We start from the raw sequence: 17,624 nt of genomic DNA, 5'->3' as shown, positions 1-17,624 counted from the left end.
GGAATCAACGATTCACCTACTCAAGCTATGGAATGTAAGCTCTGCGGTCATTCTAAGACTCACAAGCATGGCAAGATGCCGAATGGGCATCAACGCTACTTTTGCCTGGGGTGCCAACAAACCTTCTCAGAGAGTTTTGACACCCTCTACTACTACCGTCACGTCAGTCCAGAGCAAATTCAACAAGTCCTGCAAGCTCACAGTGAGGGCACCAGTTTACGAGGGATTAGTCGGATTAGCGGGTTAGCTTATAACACGGTAGTGAGTATTATTCGACGAGCGAGTAGCAAAGCTCAACTCATCCACAATCAGGAGGTGGCTCAAGTTGAAACCGAGGAGGTGAGTGCTGATGAGATGTGGTCCTTTGTGCAAAAAAACAGAAGCAATGTCTGCCCCTAGAATTAGACTTGGGAGACTGTTGGGTGGGGTTGAGTTTAGCCAATAGCAGTGGGCTGATCTTGGCGGCCCGTGTGGGAAAGCATACGGATGAGTTGATTGAAGAACTGATGGTCACAACGGAAGGAAAAACGGAGTGCAAACAGTGGAATAGCGATGATTGGGGAGGGTATGAACGAGTCCTTCCACCAGAAATTCATCATCACATTGGTAAGGATAAAACCCAACGATTAGAGAGAACCAATGGTATTATCCGGCAACAAACAGGACGGTGGCATCGACGGCAAAACAAGTTTGGCAAGGTGTGGGAGCAAACGAAGGTGACTACACGATTGGTTGTCAGTTATTTCAATTGGATTTGGCGGCATAGCCGATTCAAAACAACTGCGGCTCAACGAGCAAACTTGGCAGCAGAGCCTTGGACTTGGCAAGACTTCGCAACTTATCCAACAATTATTTGATGCACAACCGGAATTTGGGACTTAATAGTTTTTAATAAACAAGGTATGTAAGCCCCAGACGTTTTAATCTAAAGACTGGGTTTTAATAATCCAGATAGAACATTAATTGAGTCTTAGTGAGTCCTGGGCTGGATCTGTTGAGTATTTTCCGTTAGGGCTCTGGCCACATTTAACAGTAGTTATGCATAGGGAGCTTTAGTAGTCAAATGAGTGTTAGGGCAAGTGGTGGAAGCTCGGTTGCGCGCCCGCAACTTTACCAAACTGTACCAACCGCAATCATTTCTCAAGCTGAACAGCAAGACCGCTTTTTAGCGCGGGGAGAACTGAGTGAACTGTCCAGCTACTTCAGTTCCGGGCTTAAGCGGTTGGCTATTGCAGAGGCTCTGACGAGAAATTCAGAGTTGATTGTTTCTCGTGCCGCCAACCGGATCTTTGTGGGTGGGTCTCCCATGTCCTTCCTGGAAAAGCCCAGAGAGGAGCCCGTCATGAGTATGGCGGGGACTGTGGTTGATACCCGCGAAGCAATGAAGCTGGGAACGGCAACTTTTATTGAGAGTCGGGGAGGGCTACTGGAGGGATTTCGCTCCCTGTTCAGCACCTCTGGTAGTGGACCCATTCCTGTCGGCTTCAGGCCAATTAATGTGGCCCGCTATGGTCCTTCCAATATGCAGAAATCGCTCCGTGATTTGAGCTGGTTCCTGCGCTACGTCTCCTATGCCATCGTGGCTGGGGATCCCAACATCATCGCAGTGAATACCCGAGGATTGCGGGAAGTTATCGAAAATGCCTGTTCTGGGGAAGCCACGATCGTGGCACTGCAGGAAATGCGGACAGCGGCCTTGGGCTATTTCCGTCAGGATGTCGATGCGGCTGCGATCGTGGCTCAGTATTTCGATGTGCTGATTACAGAGTTTAGGGCTCCTACTCCCTCTAGCAAGCTGCGCCAACGTCCTTCTCCTGACCTTCAGGGTTTGCAGTTGCCTCAGATTTACTTCAATGCTGCAGAGCGTCGGCCCAAATTCGTCATGAAGCCGGGCCTATCTGCTTCTGAAAAACAGGAAGTTGTGAAAGCTGCCTACCGGCAGGTCTTTGAGCGGGATATCACCCGGGCCTACAGCCTTTCTGTCTCTGATCTGGAATCCAAGGTCAAGAATAACGATATTTCCATGAAGGAGTTCATTCGTCGGTTGGCGAAGTCTCCGCTTTATCGTAAGAACTTCTTTCAACCCTACATCAACAGCCGTGCGCTGGAGTTAGCTTTCCGTCACATTCTGGGTCGTGGTCCCAGTAGCCGGGAAGAAGTGCAAAAGTACTTCTCCATTGTCTCGTCCGGGGGGCTGGCAGCTCTGGTGGATGCCCTGATCGATTCGCAGGAATATGCAGATTACTTTGGAGAGGAGACGGTTCCTTACCTGCGAGGGTTGGGCCAGGAAGCTCAAGAGTGCCGCAACTGGGGACCGCAGCAAAATCTGTTTAGCTACAGTGCACCCTTCCGTAAAATTCCTCAATTCCTGACGACCTTTGCCAGTTACGATCAGCCGCTACCCGATCAGCATCCCTATGGTTCGGGCAATGATCCGTTGGAGATTCAATTCGGTGCTATCTTCCCGAAAGAAACTCGCAACCCCAGCGCCAGTCCTGCCCCCTTTGGTAAGGATACCCGCCGGATTCTGATTAACCGGGGACCTGGGATTAACAGCCAGGTCAGCAATCCTGGGGCACGGGGAGCCAATCCTGGAACGCTTGGACCTAAAGTTTTCAAACTGGATCAACTGCCCAGCTTTACCGGCCTGCAATCCACGGTTGATATTTTCAGCACCCGACGAGCAGTGGGTGCCCCGACTAAGGGCATCAGTGTTAAGTACTCTGAAAGCTCAACTCAAGCGGTGATTCGAGCTGCCTACTTGCAGGTCTTTGGGAGAGCCCTTTATGAAGGGCAACGCCTGACCCTGTCGGAAATTAAGCTGGAAAATGGGGATATCACCTTGCGGGAGTTTATCCGCCAGTTGGCCAAGTCTGACCTCTTCCGCAAGATGTACTGGGCTCCACTCTATGTGATGAAGGCGGTTGAGTACATTCACCGTCGTTTACTGGGTCGCCCCACCTATGGCCGTGAGGAGAACAATCGCTACTTCGATATCTGTGCGAAGAAGGGCTTCTATGCGCTGATTGATGCCATTATCGACAGCGAAGAGTATGCCGAATCCTTTGGTGAAGATACCGTTCCTTACGAGCGTTATGTCACCCCTGCTGGTCTGGCGCTGCGATCGATGAGAGCTGGTAGCATCGGAGACAAGGGTGCCCGGGTTGAACAGGATGCCAAGACACCTAAGTTTATCGAACTGGGTCTGGTGACTGATGTTCGGACCCTACCCGATGTTCAGTTCCGCATTGAGCAGGGTGTCTCCAAGCAACGGGAGCAAACTAAGATCTTCAAGCTCACCGGCCTGGAAGATAAGGCTAACCTGAAGATTGTGATTCGGGCTGCCTATCGTCAGATCTTCGAGCGGGATATCGATCCTTACATCGTGAAGAATGAATTCACGGTGCTGGAAACCCAGCTCAGTAATGGTGACATTACAGTCAAAGAGTTTATCGAGAGTCTGGGTAATTCCAAATTGTATCTTCGGGAGTTCTACACCCCTTACCCGAACACGAAAGTGATCGAGTTGGGAACCAAGCACTTCCTGGGTCGGGCTCCGCTGGATCAGGCAGAAATCCGCAAGTACAACCAGATTCTGGCTTCTCAAGGGATCAAAGGCTTTATTGGCGCGATGGTTAACAGCTTGGAATACCTGCAGTATTTCAATGAAGACACGGTACCCTACCGTCGCTTCCCCACCTTGCCTGCTGCCAACTTCCCCAATACTGAGAAGTTGTACAACCAACTGACCAAGCAAAACGATGACCTGGTTGTGCCCAGCTTTGAGCCCGTTAAGTCCAAACTGGATGTTGCCCAGATGCCCTTAGTCTCTCAGGCGATCGTAGACGATCGGGCCAGGTCTCTGGCGGCTGATCTGGGGCGTGCTTCCAAAGCTGTGGAAACTGAAGATGGGATCCGGTTAAAGCCTGCTCGTATTTTCCGCCTGAATCCAGGGATGGCCGAGGCTGAAACCACCCTGGTAATCAGCGCTATTTACAGCCAGATCATGAATATCTCTGGGGAGCAGGTTCCTGCGGAATTCCGTTGCCTGGAACTGGAGCAAAAACTCCACAATCGGGAAATTTCCGTCCGGGAGTTCGTTCGGGCTCTGTCCAGTTCAGACGCCTACTGCCAGCGCTTCTGCACTCCTTATCCCACAGCTAAGGTGGTTGAGTTACTGTTCCGGCATCTGCTGGGTCGAACTCCAGCTACCCAAGCTGAGATCCGCCAATACAGCAACTTGCTGGCTGATGAGGGGCTGAAGGTGGCCGTTGCAACCCTGGTGGATAGCCCTGAATATGCTCGCTACTTTGGAGAGGATGTAGTGCCCTACAATCGCTTTCCCAGCCTGCCGACTGGCAATTATCTGGGTAGCATTAAAACCGACCTCTAATCTGCTTCAATAGTCTTTGGCGGGGTGGGTTAATCCTACCCCTGTAATACGTCGTATTTCTAACCCGATCTGATATCAGACCGGGTTTTTATCTGTCTTGAATCTCTAGCTCTCCAACTTCTTTAAGAAGTTGGAGGGGTGAGCAGCAGGCGATTATTTTTCGACTTCCCAGAGACGATCGGGGGCGGAAATCAGGCGTAGACGGGTCCCACGCTTAGCGATCAGATCCTCCACTTGGGGCGAGGGTCTCCAGACGAGAACTGGGGTCCGATCGCCCAGGTCCAACCGGGGCATTGCTCCCAAGAGCAAAAACTGCACCTCCGGTTTCAGCCCATAGCTGAGGGAAATTAAATCCCCGGTGTTGGTAAAATCGCTGCCCATGTCACAGATCACAAGGGGAGCAGGTCGGGCATTGAGCTGACGGATCACATCGGCATTAAAGTAGCTCAAGTCCTTACTCCACCAGGTTTCTGCCAGGGCACTGACCGTACAGGACAGAATACTTCCGGTCACCAGGAGTGCCGTGATGCCACGCCAGAGAAATTTGCCGGATTGGAGCCCTGCGGCCAGGAGATAAGCCATTGCCAACTGAATACCGGGGTAACAGGAAATCAGGTAGCGGCTGACCGCCGATCGTTTCCCGCCCAGAAGCAGATCCGGCAGAACCAGAGCCAGGAATGGCACCAAAATTGTCGTCAGCACAAAGAGCCAGGTCCGACGATCGGTGCGGCGGCAGATTAAAGTCAGGCCCCACCCAACCAAACTGGCAAGGATGATACGGGGAACGTAGGTCCAGGGGTTGTCAAACCCGAAATCCAGATCAAAGAACAGAGCGGTGAAACTGAGTAGCCAGAGTTTGATCAGATAGAACAGGCCCACTTTGATTCTGGCCCAATCGGTGGTGGCCATCGCCCGTCCAGACCGGGTCAGGAGGACATAGATCCAGGGGCTATAGAGCAGCAGGGTCGTGGCGATCGCCGCCAGGAAGGAGGCAGGAAAGGGGACCACCAGAACAGTCCGGCTGGGGCGTAATTTTTGCCAGCCCCACAGGAGGAGAACATAACTACCCTGGGCCAGCAGGGTCAGCCCGAAAAAGGGATGGGTATAAAGCCCGATCGTACTGCTTAAAACATACAGTCCCCAGGCTGCTCTGCTGCCCAGGCGCATGGCCCGCAGCAGCAAATAGCTGCTCCCAATGGCAACCATCGTCAACAGGCTGTACTGACGGGCCGTCTGGGCGAACAGGATATCGAAGGGAGAAATAGCCAGCAGAGCCACCGCCAGCAGAGCTGTGAGACGGGAGTGGAAGAGTTCCCAGGCCAGACCCGCCATCAGGGGTAGGGCCAGCAGGCTGAGCAGGGTAGGCAGCGATCGCACTGCAGTCAGAGAACTACCAAAGATCCGCATCCAAAAGCGGGCCAGCAAAAAGTATAGGGGAGGATGTTGGGGATCTTCGTTGACCAGAGACGCGATCGTATCCCCAGCATTACTTCCCGGCTTCAGGCGCTGATACTGCTGCAGGTCAGGAGCCGTGAGGATGCGATTCTGAAACAGGTCCTGATCGATCTCCCCCCGAGTATATCCAGCAGCCCGCATGGAGGTGTAGACCTCGTCATGCCAGAAGACCTTGCGATCGAGGTTGACAAAACGAAAGGCAATCCCTATCAGCATTAGGAGCAGGAGCAGCAAGCGTAACCAGTCCAGAGCAGCCAGCCGGGCGCGTCCTGATGTATTGCTCATGGGTTTAGCCTATAAAACTTCCGGCAGAAATTGCGCGTCAAAAATCTGCTCTAAGGCATAGGGGCAGGTTTCGGGAAAAGTATCCTCATCCAGGTTCGTCTCCTGAATAGCCAGATCAATGCCGGAGCTATAAGCCTGGTCCAGGGCTTCCTGCAGGTAAGGCTGTAGGCTGGGATTGTCTTCCAGCAGTAACCGAATCTGACGGCGCTGCTCCCGAATCGTTGCTTTCCAGCTATTGCCCTGCTTTTGGGGTTGATACTGCCATTTCAGCAAATGCCCGATCAAAAGTCCCAAACGATTCCGGAGTTCCTGCTTTTGTTGCTTTCCCAAGCTCTCGATTTCCTCGATCAGGTTTTTGGTATCCAGAAGTTGCCATTGACGGCTTTTCAGCAGGTTAGATTGCTGCTGACACCAGGCATAGAAATCACGCTCGTAGAGGGTTGATTGATTCTGTGCTAAGGACTGAGGCTGCATTCTCCTGACTCTCCTACTGCTGGCTGCCCCTATTCTACTGTGGGCCTTTAGTCTGCACCCGCGATCGGGGCAAAACCCTGGCGCTGAATGTTCTCCGTCACCACCCGGGGTTCCAGGAACTGCAACAGGTAGTCCGGGCCACCTGCCTTAGACCCAACCCCAGAGAGTTTGAAGCCTCCGAAGGGCTGGCGGGCCACGATCGCCCCTGTGATCCCCCGATTGATGTACAGATTGCCCACCTCAAACTCTGCCTGAGCTTTTTCAATATGGGACGGGGTGCGGGAGTAGAGTCCGCCGGTCAGGGCGTAGGGGGTGCCATTTGCGATCGTCAGGGCCTGATCAAAGGTCTGGGCCTTCATCACCGCCAGTACCGGACCGAAGATTTCTTCCTGGGCAAGCTTGGCAGTAGGCAAGACATTGGCAAAGATCACAGGACCAACAAAATAGCCGATCGCCGATGCAGGCATTTCCAGGGCCACTTCAGCCTCTGTGCGGCCCTGTTCGATATAAGCCCGGATACGCTCCTGAGCCTCGGCATCGATCACGGGACCCATCCCCGTACCTGGCGCATCGGCAGGACCCACATTCAACGATCGGGCCGCTTCAATCAACCGATTCAGAAACACCTCATAAACGGACGCCAGCACCACCACTCGAGAACAGGCCGAGCACTTCTGGCCGCTGTAGCCAAAGGCGGAATGCACGACCCCCTGAACTGCCTGATCCAGGTCTGCACTTTCGTCAATGATGATGGCATTCTTACCCCCCATTTCTGCCACAACCCGCTTCAGGTGCTTCTGGCCAGGTTGGAGCAGGGCGGCATCGGCATAGATCCGACATCCCACTTCCTGGGAACCCGTGAAGGTAATCATGTGCACATCCCGGTGCTTTACCAGGTAAGCCCCCACCACCGACCCCCGACCGGGTACATGCTGGAACACCCCCTGGGGCATCCCTGCCTCCACCAGAATCTCCGTTAGTTTGGCCGTAATCACCGAAGAGGTTTCTGCTGGTTTCAGGAGGGTACAGTTTCCGGCCACCAGAGCCGCTACTGCCATTCCCGTCGGAATTGCCAGCGGGAAGTTCCAGGGAGAGATCACCACACAAATCCCGCGAGGCTGGTAGCGGTAGTGGTTGGTTTCGCCAGGGAAGTCATAGGCCACCCCCTGATCCAGCCGTTCCATCTCATCGGCGTAGTAGCGGCAGAAGTCGATCGCCTCTGAGACTTCCCCATTGGCCTCATTCAGGGGCTTCCCTGTCTCCAGCACAATCCAGGCCGCCAGCTCATCCCGCCGCTGCAGCATCAAGGTCGCAGCCTGACGCAGGATGGCAGCCCGCTGGGTCGCCGGGGTGTTCTTCCAACCCGGAAAGGCTGCTTTTGCCGCCTGCACTGCCTGTTCGGCCTGTTCCACTGAGAGCAAACCCACCTTGCCAATCACTTCAGCGGGATTAGAGGGATTCACCGAATCGATCGTCTCCAGAGTTGGCATCGGTGCCCCATTGACCAGGGGCCAGTAGGTTTTGCCCAACTGCTGCCGGATGGATTGAATGGCTTTGAGGGCGCGATCGCGCTGCTGGGCATTGGCGTAGTCCATATCTGGAACATTATGGAAAGGAAGTTCAATCGGAACGAGAGACTGTTTCTGGGCCTCCCCATCAGCCATCACTGGAGCCGCCAGTAACTCCTCCACTGGGCGTTCCTCCAGATTCTGGCGCAGGAAAGAGCTGTTGGCCGTATTTTCCAATAAGCGTCGGATCAGGTAGGCCATGCCAGGGATCAGCTCCCCGTAGGGACAGTAGACCCGCACCCGGTAGCCCCGATCGACCAGGGCTTTGGCCAGCTTATCCGCCATGCCATAAAGTACCTGCAACTCAATTCGGCGGCGCGGCACCTGGAGACTTTCGGCAATGGCGATCGCATGGGCCTGAGTCCGAACATTATGGCTCCCGATCGCTGCATACAAATACTCGTGGTTCTCTAGCAGGAGCCGGGTCATGGCTTCAAAGTTGGCATCGGTCGAAGACTTCTGGGCATAAACCGGCTGAGGCCAATCCTTCTGGGCCGATTTAATCGTCTCCTGGTCCCAGTAGGCCCCCTTCACCAGGCGCACGGTCACAGGCGTCCCCCGTTGTTTAGCCCAGGTAATCAGCCCTTGCAGATCCGGCTGACTATCCCGCAGGTAAGCCTGCAGCGTCACCCCGATATCCGATCGGGTTCTGAACTCCTCCTCCAGCAACAGATCCTTCAGAATTGCCAGAGTCAGGTCTTTGAACATGTACTGCTCCATGTCAAAGTGAACTGCTGCCCCCAAGGCTTGCGCTCGTCGCAGCAACACCCGAATTTTTTCTGTCACCCGCTCCCGGCTGCCCTGCACATCCAGAGGATCAAACTGGGAATAGAAAGCCGTCAGCTTCACAGAAATCTGCACTTGGGGCAGGACTTCCCCATCAGCCCGGTCGATCGCCTCCACTTGCGACCAGGATTTTGCCGCCTCAGTCAGCCAGGTGATCAATTCCAGATAGCGGTCCAGATACATCTGGGCTTCGGTTTCTGTAATCACCGCTTCACCCAGTAAATCTACGGTAAAAGCCATGCGCTCCTTCCGTAGGCGTTCAATGGTCTTAATCACCTGGGAAATACGTTCGCCGGAAATATACTTATGGGCCAGGGTTTCCACGGCAGTTGAAACCGTTGTGGCGGCAATCTGCCCCGGCATTGAATCCGGATGGGCGAAGTTAAGCAGGGTTTTTAAAGTAGGGGGGAGTTCAACCGACTCCTCCCCCAGATATTCCTGCAGGTGACGGGCAATCTCAGCTTTACTGCGGAGAGCAGGCAAGCAGTCAATGAAGCGAAACAATTGCACCCGCAAACCGGGATTGCTCATGGCCCAGCCCAGGAGCTTATCGTCCCAGCGCATCTGGTCCCGCATTTGAGCGAGGAAAGAGCGGTTCTCACGGGTTGCGGCGAGCAGTTGGCGGGCGATCGCTTGAGTCGCGGATTCATAGGGGGGATCAAACACAGGTGCAACCACGAAAAAAGGCTCCTTATCAGCATTGGAGTGAGGGGATCTCCATTTTACCGATATGGGCCTGACCCCATTCGAGCCAGGGGCTGCCAGGGCTGTCAGGAAATCTGGATATTTGCCGCCACCCTGTCACGTCCTCCGTAAAGAAACGGTTAATTATCAGATCTATATGAAGCTGGTATTAAGCAAACCTGGCATACGTATGAAGATTTGGAGCAATCTTAGAGGCACAATCTCTACTTAAGCAAAAGATTATGCTTTGTTAATGTGATTGCCAGAGTCTAATTATTGTTGTTTCAAAAGTGACAATAATGATGTTGCGGGTAAGGCATTGGTCTGCATGGGTTGGCTGCTCCGTTCTGCTTTCTGGTTTGAGTCTGGTGGGATCAGTGACGACTGCTTTCGCAGGGACATTTGTGAACTCGATTGAGATTCCTGGAAATGCCACGGATTTGTCGGGTCAGCCTGCTGGAACGAACACGAACCAGCTCAGTATTGGTTCGGATTTGTACTACGATCGCGCCAACAATGTGTACTACGGTCTGGCCGATCGGGGGCCGGGGGGCGGCGTGATCTCCTACGATACTCGGGTACACAAGTTTTCTCTTGATGTGGATCTGAACACGGGTGCCATCAGTGGCTTCAAGCTGCTGGATACCATTCTGTTCAAAGATGCCAATGGCAACAGCTTCAATGGCCTCAATCCTGGTTTGCTCAATGGCAATCCTGCTACCCTCGGCAACAGTTTTGACCCGGAAGGTTTCGTGGTTGCTCCCAACGGCAACTTCTATGTATCTGACGAATACGGTCCTTCAGTGTACGAGTTCACACCCCAGGGTGTTTTCGTGCGGGCTTTTACAACTCCCGCGAACTTGATTTCCAAAAAGGCAGATTCTACTGTGGATTACGTTGCCGGTCGTCCCACGATCACGACAGGTCGTCAAGACAACCGGGGCTTTGAGGGTGTCACCCTGAGCCCAGATGGCAAGAAGCTGTATGCCATGCTGCAGGATCCCCTGGTGAATGAAGGGGCTCAAAACGACGGTCGTCGCAGTCAGAATCTGAGAATTGTCGAATTCGATACTGCCACGGGTCAGAGTACAGCTCAGTATATTTATCAGCTTGAGAGCCGGGACGATATCAACGCTCGTATTCCTGGCACTGCGAATGACTTCAGTGCAACAGCTCAAGGGCGTAATATTGGGATCAGCGCGATCGTGGCCCTGAGCGATACTGAGTTCCTGATTCTGGAGCGGGATAACCGGGGTCTTGGGGTCGATCCATCAGTAGCCACCCTGCCGGTTGGCTCCAAGCGAGTCTACAAGATTGACATCACGGGGGCCACGGATGTTAGTGGGATCAGTCTGGCCGGGTCCAACAGCCTGCCCAATGGGGTTGTGCCTGTGAAGAAGTCGGCGGCCCCCTTCATCGACATTGCTCAGGCGCTTCTGGCGGCTGGAGAGACCATTCCGGAGAAGATTGAAGGTCTCGCGATCGGTCCCCAGTTGAATGATGGCACCCACGCGATTATCCTGGCTACGGATAACGACTTCAGTGTGACCCAGAATTCCAGCAATGAGCAGTTCTATGTCTGTACTGATGGGAAGACTTTCGAAGAAGTGCCCCTGAATACAGCCTGTCCGGCTGGACTCTCCTTAGTTCCCTCCTTCCTGTATTCCTTCAAGGCCAACATTCCAGAACCCGCCACTGTGGCTGGTCTGGCTCTGCTGGGTCTGGGCGGTTTGCTAGTGAAGCGGCAGAAGAGTGAAGGCTAAGTTCTGACACAGAGGTAAGGTTCGGGGCTTTGCTGAATGCAAATATGAATTACCCTCATCCCCAACCCTTCTCCCGCGGGAGAAGGGAGCTAAAACTCTTGTTCCCTCTCCTTTGGGAGAGGGCTAGGGTGAGGGCTGCATAAGGCTCAAGCACGAAAATCATACTTCTATTCAGCAACGCCGAAGGTTCGGCAAGCCAGGGAAGAGATCTCTTTCCTGGCTTCTCCATCTATGCTGGTTTTAAAATGAAATAGCCCTGTCTGGGAGTGGAATTGACATGATTACTCAAACCCAGAAAAAAAATTACACCATTGAAGAGTATCTAGACCTCGAACTTGCAGCGGAAACCCGCAGTGAATACTGCAATGGAGAAATTATTCCGATGACGGGTGGCACGCCTGACCACAATGACATTGCCAGTAACCTTGTAGCTGCCCTGAAAATGGCGTTAAGAGGGAAGCCCTATCGGGTGTTCATTCTCGATCAACGTCTTTGGATTCCAACCATTAATTTGTATACGTATCCTGACGTCATGGTGGTGACCAAGCCCCTAGAACTCCAAATTGGACGCAAAGATACCATTGTCAATCCTTGCTTCATTGCTGAAGTCTTGTCTAAATCAACCCAAAACTACGATCGTAGTGAGAAATTCATTGCCTATCGCACGATTCCTAATTTCCAGGAATATCTCCTCATTGATCAATATCGTATTCACGTTGAGCATTATGTCAAAACTGCTGCTCATCAATGGCTGTTTTCAGAATACGACGACCCAACGATCACACTTGCTCTCAGCACTGTTGAGTTTCAAGTTCAAATTGCAGACCTCTACGACAATATTGACTTTCTAGAAGCTAGCAGTGAAATGACTGAAAAATGAGCGGAATCAGCGATTCTCTCCCGGAGGGGCTGTGCCAACACAACCGACCAAGTGACCGCAACTAGTTCAATCAATCTTGTCCAGTTGGTGCAGGGCTTGTAGTTGGGATAGGTGGAGCCTGCAAGCTACGGAAATAGGCTCCCCCAACTGTCACCAGGAACAGAAGATAGCCCACCGCCTGGACGAGGTAAAGGGTATCGGTGTAGCCGAACAGGGTGTGGATGATGAGGCCAGGAAAGCGATCGTCCGGCAACAGGTGTGTTCCATCCCAGATCTGCGGTCCCAGGTTACAGGCTGGAATTCCCACGGAAGTATTGAAGTAACGGCAGAGTCCCCCAAAATCAGCCTGGAGCCGTGTCAGACGCAGTAGGGCCAGGTCAAAATGCCCCAAACAGGAAATCACCAACCCGCCAACAATCAGCAAGAGCAGAACGCCCATAATCTGGAAAAACTGGCGGAGATTGATTTTGACCCCTAGAGTGAAGAGCAGAATCCCAAATCCGATCGCACAGAGAATGCCTGCGATGGCTCCCAACACTGGAACCAGCCCTGCTTGAAACTGAGCGGCCAGGAACACCACGGTCTCAAATCCTTCCCGCAAGACGGCAAAGAAGATGAGGCCGAAAATCCCCCAACCGGCCCCAGATTCCTGGGCGATCGTCGCCTGCACCACCCCTTCCACCTGAGCCTTGAGGAGGCGGGCCTGCTGCGTCATCCAAATCAGCATCCAGCTCAGAAGGGCGATCGCCACCAGACTGAATACGGCCTCCAGTAAAGGCTTGACCACGGGGGCGTAGGTCTGACTGGCCGTTCCAACCTCCCGAATCAACAGGGTGAAGAGCAGCCCGACCAGGGCACTGGCCACTAGCCCCCCACTCACACCAGAGAACACCCAGGGATTCAGGCGACTCTGTTGAGCCTGATTCAGGTAGGCCAGCACAATTCCGACCACGAGGGTTGCTTCCACTCCCTCCCGCAGGGTAATCACGAAGACCGGCAGTGCTGCACTGATATCCATAGTTGAGGCGACTGAGAAATGCATAACCCTATTCTGACATTGGGGCTGAAAATTTAACCGTAGATCAATTATGATAATCATTATCATATTTTCTTCAGTCCCGCCCTACTACCTAGGATTGACCACTTGGGAGGCTCAATGCAGGTTTTTACATACCAGGGGAGGGGATTGCTGCTTGCTTAAAAAGCTGTGAAACTATGGATGCAAAAAGCCGAGGTCAACCCTGTCCTGAGGTTGCCAGGATGTTTTCTAAGATTTCCGATGCAGTTTGTTGTTTCTGAGGCCAATTGAATATAATCTCTATGCTATTGATACTTACTGTCAATAAATAAGTGCGATTTTATGATGGGGTTTTCCCCTGAGAAGGTTTTTGGAAGAGAACGTTATCCATTTGTGTGAGGCAGGATCGTGATGTTAAAGGTTCAATCTTTGTTGATCTCATCTGCTATTCTAACCGGGCTGGCTTTTCATGCAGTTCCATCCGTGGCGGCATCGGTTGATCCGCTAGCTGAAGACCAGATCAATTCTGTCTCCCAGCTATCGGACGTACAGCCCACTGACTGGGCATTTCAGGCTCTACAATCCCTGGTTGAACGCTACGGTTGCGTCGTAGGCTATCCCGATGGCAGTTATCGGGGGAATCGGGCCATGACCCGCTACGAATTTGCGGCTGGTCTGAATGCCTGTATGGACCGGGTAAATGAGCTCATTGCCTCGGCTACGGCCAATCTGGTAACGAAAGAGGATCTGGCGACCCTGCAACGACTGCAGGAAGAATTTGCCACTGAGCTGGCTACTCTGCGGGGGCGGGTCGATGCCTTAGAAGCCCGGACAGCAACCCTGGAAGCCCAACAATTTTCAACCACAACGAAACTATTTGGAGAAGCAATTTTTGCTGTAACGGGTGTGGCAACCGGGCAGGACATTAACCAGACTGACATTCCCCGAATTACAACGCTGGGCTATCGGACTCGTCTCAACCTGGATACCAGTTTCAACGGTCGAGATTTACTCAGAACCCGACTTCAATCCATTAACCTGAACTACTTCTCCAGTCCGGCAGGAACCAACAGTCAATTGCCGGAAGGGGTGCTGAGATTTGATTCAGGTCCCTTTGCTGCGGGTAGCAGCACAGTCAGTCTCGATGCGCTGCTCTACAGTTTCCCGATCGGCGATCGCACCACCGTTGTGCTGGAAGGGAACGCTGGGGCCACCGATGACTTTGCCCTCACCCTCAACCCTTTCCTAGACGGGGATGGAGGCAGCGGTGCCCTCTCTAACTTTGGGACCCGGAATTCCATCTACTACTATGTCAGTGGTGCAGGTATTGGCATCCGTCACGAATTCAACGACTATCTGGAAATCAGTCTGGGGTATCTGGCGGGCACTCCCAATAATCCAGCTCCTGGCAATGGTCTGTTCAATGGCTCCTACGGCACGATCGGCCAGATTGTATTTAAACCGAGCGATCGATTTAACCTGGCCTTTGCCTATATCAATGCCTACAACACCAATACGGGCACTGGCAGCCTGCGATCGAACCTGGCCTTCACCACCGGGCTACCCACTGTCACCAATTCCTATGGTATTCAAGGGTCTTTTCAGGTTAGCCCAAATTTTGTCGTCAATGCCTGGGGCGGTTATACGGCAGCGCGGGTGATTGGCCTGGGGGATGCGGACATTTGGTCCTATGCGGTGGGATTGGCCTTCCCCGATCTGGGTAAAGAAGGAAACCTGGCTGGCATTATCGTGGGTGTGGAACCCAGAGTCGCAGGGGCAACGTTCCCAACGATTACGGTGGCCAACAATGGCTCCCTAGCTGCGGGTACCACCATTACCTCGGTCGATCGAGACACCTCTCTCCATGTGGAAGGATTTTACCAGTACCGGGTGAATGACAATATCACCATTACTCCTGGCCTGATCTGGCTCACGGCCCCCAATCACGATGCCCGCAATGCAGGGGCGGTGATTGGGGTAATTCGCACCACATTTACATTTTAACGACCCACCCCTTGGAGACGTTCCATAGAACCTCTCCAAGGGGTGTTAAACCAGGGATTCCCTACCGAATCAGATTGGGAAAAATCGTATCGAGAACCCAACTGAGGATGGAATTAACAAAGCTGAGGGCGATCGATCCCAGAAGGGCACTCCAAAATCCCCACCGCAGGTCAAAGCCTCTGACCAGCCAGGCAGCCAGACCAAAAATGATGGCATTGGCGATCAAGGAAAACAACCCGAGGGTTAGCAGTTTAGGCAGAAAGGTAATCCAACCGGGGACGCTTTGAGCGATCCCATTGAGAATTCCAAAAACAATTGCAGCCACCAGGGCTTTCCAGAAACTATCGACCTGGATACCCAGGGGCAGTTTAGAAATGATCAGCAAACTGACAGCAGTAATGAGAGCCGCAATCAAAAAAGCAGTCATTGGCCTGATCTCCTCAACGATCTAGTCACTAAATGTGTGATCTTCATTTATCATCGCATCATCATCCTGTCTAGAGAGATTGGGGACAAGTACGGATAGTTATGCGGTTAGGTACAGGCGGCCATAGCAGGAGGAGGCGGAGCCTCTAAAGTCCTTGCACATCGGGAGCAGAGGAGAGCTTGTAGACCAGGGTGGCCTGCTGCTGGGAGTAAGGTTCCAGGTTAAAGGTCCAGGTACAAAAGCCATTTTCATCGGGCTTAACCCCATGGGTAGTCTCTGCTGCCATCACTTCGACTTTCACTTGCTCCAGCTCTGACAATGGCACTCGTTCAGTGGTTTTGATCCGCCGAGGCTCAGCACCAATGTTGGAGAGGAATAGGTTCACGGTTGTTGTCACCGATCGCCAGCGGGTCAGCAGATCCTGGTCTTTTTTCTCCTCCTGGGTGCGTTGCACCCGCAGAGACTCCTCTGGTCCCCAACCGAGGGCAAACTTCTCTCCGGGGGCGATAAACAGCAATGAAGTTCGACCCACAAAACCAGAATGCCGCACCAAGTCTACTGGCCCAGCCAGAAGGGGAAATTGAGCCGTGTTTACCTGGACACTTTTAAAGATGACCTGGCAGGACAACTCTGGCATCAGGACGAATTCGACCTCTGCCGGAGTCTCAAAGGAAAAGAGAGGCACTCGATAGGGTTGACCATCAGCAGGAATCGTAGTCCGGGTCGCAGAACGCAGATTCCGCACCTCTCCCCCATCATCCACACCAGGCAATTCCACCGTATCCGGGATTTCACCAGCCCCCATGCCAGTGGTCTGCACCTGCTGGTCACGAGCCTGAATCACAACCTGTTTAGCTTTCTCCTGAACATTCAACAGGTCATCAGCCAGCAAAGGTGGTTCTGTTCCCAGAGAGGCTCTGGCTGTGGAAAAAATCAGCTCCACATCCTGCCAATCTTCTCCGGTGCGCTGCCAGACGCAGCCATCGACCTGGAAAGACAGCCACCAGGATTCAGGGGAGGGGGCTGGGGGCAAGGGCGAGAGGATTTCTTCCAGGCGATCGCCCCGGCTCCCTCCTGGCAACAGTCGGGCCTGGTGATAAGGTCGCCACAAAGCATTTGGAACGACATAATCGAAGGCAATGCCATAGTTGCCAGCCTGGGCAATCATCACATCTGCTTCAATCGCAGCCACGTAAACCAGGTCAGGACGATATAACGCCTTCAAACGGGTCAGGAGATCTTGAAGCTGAACCCTCAGAACCTTCTGGGTCTGATAGGTTGTTTGCACCTCCGATCGCAATTCCCGCAGGCGCTGAAACAGGGGTTGGAGCTGTTCTCGCCAGGAACGGGGGTCCACCTGTCCCCAGGCCGCATCCATCGGCAACTCTTGCAAGCTCCTTTCCAGGATGTCTTGCAACCGATCGAAGCAGAACTCTCGCTGGGACCGGTCCTCACCCGCTTGCTCAAATGCCCGCAGCAGCGATCGAGCCTCTGATTGTAGGGCCTGAATATCAGCCGGTCGATCGGCTTCTTTTACCAGCATCTGTCGTCTAGCCCGGACATCATCAATACGGGCACCCGGATAATCTCGCTGAAACTCTGCCCGCAGGGACTTATCTGACAGTACCGGGGCCACCCGCTCCACCTGTAACCGCCATAGTCCCGGTTCCAGATCGGCATTTCCGATCCGTTTGATCTGCGCCCGATCCTCCAGGAGTGTTACCACAGAAATGGGCGCATCGAGAGTCAGGGGGCGAATAGGGTCAGACGATCGAGGAGTGATTTGCATAGCAGCAACCAAAGCGCGTGGACGGTAGAGACGTGATGAATCACGTCTCTATAACAACAGATAATGCAGCAGGGGCACCGGGAGACATAGCAGAAACG

Annotated in this window: 11 protein-coding genes; 5 read left to right on the top strand and 6 right to left on the bottom strand. The window is 53.2% G+C overall.

What is annotated here, in order from left to right; all coding sequences use genetic code 11:
* Window positions 1-27: 27 nt before the first annotated feature.
* Window positions 28-857 (top strand): IS1 family transposase gene (locus tag BST81_RS27080; RefSeq protein ID WP_143780367.1). Its coding sequence is split into 2 segments (ribosomal slippage): window positions 28-369 and window positions 372-857, totalling 828 coding nucleotides; the frame shifts between segments, so codons are not numbered across the junction.
* A 206-nt stretch (window positions 858-1,063) separates the two neighbouring features.
* Complete coding sequence (locus BST81_RS16245) at window positions 1,064-4,393, top strand: phycobilisome rod-core linker polypeptide (protein WP_075599551.1); 3,330 nt, start codon at window positions 1,064-1,066, stop codon at window positions 4,391-4,393.
* A gap of 153 nt (window positions 4,394-4,546) precedes the next feature.
* Here BST81_RS16245 and BST81_RS16240 read toward each other — a convergent pair whose 3' ends face one another.
* Genes BST81_RS16240 through pruA form a run of 3 tightly spaced genes read right to left on the bottom strand, consistent with a single transcriptional unit; the run spans window position 4,547 to window position 9,627 of the window.
* A complete protein-coding gene (locus BST81_RS16240) occupies window positions 4,547-6,133 on the bottom strand; it encodes a glycosyltransferase family 39 protein (RefSeq protein WP_075599550.1) in 1,587 nt (528 codons plus the stop codon).
* Window positions 6,134-6,142: 9 nt separating this feature from the next.
* Window positions 6,143-6,607 carry a DUF29 domain-containing protein gene (locus BST81_RS16235; RefSeq protein WP_075599549.1) on the bottom strand — a complete coding sequence of 155 codons (465 nt, stop codon included), beginning with the start codon at window positions 6,605-6,607 and terminating at the stop codon, window positions 6,143-6,145.
* Between the two features lie 47 nt (window positions 6,608-6,654).
* Entirely contained in the window at window positions 6,655-9,627 is a 2,973-nt protein-coding gene (gene pruA, locus BST81_RS16230; RefSeq protein WP_253188331.1) for an L-glutamate gamma-semialdehyde dehydrogenase, read from the bottom strand.
* Window positions 9,628-10,049: 422 nt separating this feature from the next.
* On the opposite strand from pruA, the gene BST81_RS16225 reads away from it, so the two are divergent.
* Window positions 10,050-11,408 carry an esterase-like activity of phytase family protein gene (locus tag BST81_RS16225; RefSeq protein ID WP_216351366.1) on the top strand — a complete coding sequence of 453 codons (1,359 nt, stop codon included), beginning with the start codon at window positions 10,050-10,052 and terminating at the stop codon, window positions 11,406-11,408.
* 277 nt (window positions 11,409-11,685) lie between these two features.
* A complete protein-coding gene (locus BST81_RS16220) occupies window positions 11,686-12,288 on the top strand; it encodes a Uma2 family endonuclease (protein WP_075599546.1) in 603 nt (200 codons plus the stop codon).
* A gap of 70 nt (window positions 12,289-12,358) precedes the next feature.
* Here BST81_RS16220 and BST81_RS16215 read toward each other — a convergent pair whose 3' ends face one another.
* Window positions 12,359-13,330, bottom strand: coding sequence for an FTR1 family protein (locus BST81_RS16215; RefSeq protein WP_253188330.1), 972 nt, complete (start codon window positions 13,328-13,330; stop codon window positions 12,359-12,361).
* 387 nt (window positions 13,331-13,717) lie between these two features.
* On the opposite strand from BST81_RS16215, the gene BST81_RS16210 reads away from it, so the two are divergent.
* Entirely contained in the window at window positions 13,718-15,310 is a 1,593-nt protein-coding gene (locus tag BST81_RS16210) for an iron uptake porin (protein WP_075599544.1), read from the top strand.
* A gap of 61 nt (window positions 15,311-15,371) precedes the next feature.
* Here the strand turns inward: BST81_RS16210 and BST81_RS16205 are convergent, their stop codons facing one another.
* Both BST81_RS16205 and BST81_RS16200 read right to left on the bottom strand, forming a co-directional pair.
* Window positions 15,372-15,737, bottom strand: coding sequence for a phage holin family protein (locus BST81_RS16205; RefSeq protein WP_075599543.1), 366 nt, complete (start codon window positions 15,735-15,737; stop codon window positions 15,372-15,374).
* 145 nt (window positions 15,738-15,882) lie between these two features.
* Window positions 15,883-17,526: a mucoidy inhibitor MuiA family protein gene (locus tag BST81_RS16200; protein ID WP_075599542.1), complete on the bottom strand. Its 1,644-nt coding sequence runs from the start codon at window positions 17,524-17,526 to the stop codon at window positions 15,883-15,885.
* Window positions 17,527-17,624: the final 98 nt, after the last annotated feature.

The organism is Leptolyngbya sp. 'hensonii' (assembly GCF_001939115.1).
In the GTDB taxonomy this organism is placed as follows: domain Bacteria; phylum Cyanobacteriota; class Cyanobacteriia.
This window is presented reverse-complemented; position numbering and strand designations above follow the sequence as displayed.